This is a genomic window from Halanaerobiales bacterium, assembly GCA_035270125.1.
GTDB lineage: Bacteria > Bacillota > Halanaerobiia > Halanaerobiales > DATFIM01 > DATFIM01.
The window spans coordinates 1-2,487 of sequence record DATFIM010000217.1 but is presented as its reverse complement, the minus strand read 5'-3'; the positions used below and the strand labels follow the sequence as shown (position 1 = coordinate 2,487).

4 protein-coding genes are annotated in these 2,487 nt (G+C 29.1%); all 4 read right to left on the bottom strand.

The window, feature by feature from the left end:
- On the bottom strand, nucleotides 1-704 hold a 704-nt coding region (gene lptB, locus VJ881_10795; protein ID HKL76539.1), incomplete at its 3' end, for an LPS export ABC transporter ATP-binding protein.
- A 3-nt stretch (nucleotides 705-707) separates the two neighbouring features.
- Complete coding sequence (locus VJ881_10790; protein ID HKL76538.1) at nucleotides 708-1,271, bottom strand: LptA/OstA family protein; 564 nt, start codon at nucleotides 1,269-1,271, stop codon at nucleotides 708-710.
- Entirely contained in the window at nucleotides 1,264-1,875 is a 612-nt protein-coding gene (gene lptC / locus VJ881_10785) for an LPS export ABC transporter periplasmic protein LptC (GenBank protein HKL76537.1), read from the bottom strand. Before lptC ends, VJ881_10790 begins: the two co-directional genes overlap by 8 nt.
- A partial coding sequence (locus tag VJ881_10780) for a CDP-glycerol glycerophosphotransferase family protein (protein ID HKL76536.1) occupies nucleotides 1,872-2,487 on the bottom strand: 616 nt, incomplete at its 5' end. The genes lptC and VJ881_10780, both read right to left, overlap by 4 nt.

Below are 2,487 nucleotides of genomic sequence, written 5' to 3'. Positions count from 1 at the left end.
CCTAAATAAAACTCGCGAGCCAATTCACTTTCTGCAACTTCTTCTGATGAGCCTGAAAGCAAAATCTTACCTTTATGCATGATATAAGCTCTATCAGTTATAGAAAGGGTTTCTCTTACACTATGATCAGTAATTAAAACTCCTATACCCTTTTCTTTTAGATAGTTAATTATATTCTGGATATCATTAACAGCTATAGGATCAACCCCAGAAAAAGGTTCATCAAGTAAAATAAAAGAAGGGTCTGTAGTTAGAGAACGAGCAATCTCTACTCTTCTTCTTTCTCCACCGGAAAGCTTATATCCCAGACGATTAGCAATATTACTTATATGAAATTCTTCCATTAATTCTTCTGCTCTTTTTTCAATTTCACCATTATCAATATGTTCCTGAACCTCTAAAATAGCAAGTAAGTTTTCTTTAACTGTCATTTTTCTAAATATAGAAGCCTCCTGAGATAAATAACCTATCCCTGCTCTAGCTCTTTGATACATGGATAGAGGAGTTAAATCCTTTTCATCAAGAAATACAGTTCCTCCCTCCGGTTTTATGAGGCCAACAACCATATAGAAAGTGGTTGTTTTACCGGCTCCATTAGGACCTAAAAGCCCTACGATTTCACCTCTTTTAACAGTAAGATTTACTTCATCTACAACTTTGTCCTTATTATATATTTTCACTAAATTTTTTGCTCTAATAGTCATTTCTTACTCTCCTTTATCAGGAAAAACAAGTTTTGCATTACCTGTAAGCTCTATTTTTTCACTTGCCAAATCTAGAGAAATTTTCTGAGCAGAAAATTCTCTTCCATTTTGTTTTCCTTCAACATTACCATTCAAATAGGCCATTTCTTCACTTTGATTATAGATAATCTCATCAGCAGTAGCTTCTATATTCTCTGAACTAAAAGAACTATTACCACTCACAGTAAATTGATCATTATCTGTATTACCACTTAGTTTATCACCTTTTATTTCATAATCCTCAGATTTAAAAATAACATTATTATTAAATAAAATTGTACCTTTTAAAGTATTAAATTCTGCATTTGCTCCAGTTATAGTCATATCTTTATATTTAAGTAAAGCATTTCCATTAGCCAAAATCAAATATTCATTTTCATTATCAGCAAGTGGCTCCATTGTTAATTTATCACCACTTAATTCCTGTAGATTTTGAGCTTTAATTAAATCAGATTTTAAAGGGCTAAAAACACTAATTACTAATATAGCTATTACAAATATATATATAAGAGTATTTTTCTTATTCACTATTATCAATCTCCTTCCAGTTAAGTCTTGCCACTTTTTTATCACCAAAAAACTCAAGAAAATCTAAAGCAAGATTTGATCTAAACCTATCACTTTTTACAATCATTTCTTTACTTTCTAAAACAACATCACCTTTTGCTAATACTTCATTACTTTCTTCATTAATTGTAATTTCTGCAAAAGAAAATCTTTTATTATTTCTTTCTATTGTTACAGCACCGGAAATTGTCATTATTCCCTTATCACTTTGATAATTACCTTTTTCACCTCTCAAAGTGTAAAGAAGATTTTCTTCTTTACTTTCATCACTTTCTTTGATGTCATATGCTTTAATCTCAACTGGATTCATTTTAAGTAAATTTTCATCTTCATATCTTACTAAATTTTTTGCACTTAACTCCAATTTTACAGTCTTATCTTTATTATACAGGTTTAACTTAATATCTGCAAACTCCTCTTCAGCTTGAGGTTTTTGCCCGGAATTTTCGACTTTTTTTTCAACTTTTTCTTCATTTTCAATAGTAAAAAAATTAAATAAAAAAAGAGCTGTAATAGCTATAAAAATAACTGATAATATAATTATTGATTTTTTATTTAAATTCAATTAAGTCCACCTACCTCAAGAACTAACTCTGCTGTTTTCTTTACTGCTCCTTTTTCACCTAATTTATCTTTAATAATCTTTAGCTTCTTTTTTTTATCTGTAAGTAAATAATCTTTATTCAAAAAAAATTTAGTTTTATCATATATATTTTTAACATCTATTTCATCCTGTATAAACTCAGGTACAACTTCTGTTCCAGCAATAATATTAGGCATTGCTATATAATCAGTTTTCATAATCTTTTTCCCTATCTTATAAGTACTCCAACCTGTTTCATAGAGAACAATCATTGGTGTTTCCATAATTAAAGCTTCTAAGGTAGCTGTTCCCGAAGCAGTTAATAAAAAATCTGAAATTTTCATAATATCATATGAAGAATCTCTTACTATTTTTAAAATCAAATTATACTTTGAGGCCATATCTGCTATATAATCTTTTTCTATTCCTGGGGCAAGTGGTAAGATAAATTGGTAATTTTTATTGTCTTTTTGCAATTTTTCAGCAACTTCAAAAAGAACCGGAGCAAGACGATCAATTTCCGATTTTCTACTTCCTGGCATAAGAGTAATAACTTTATGATTTTTGCTAATTTGAAATTCATTATAAATCTCT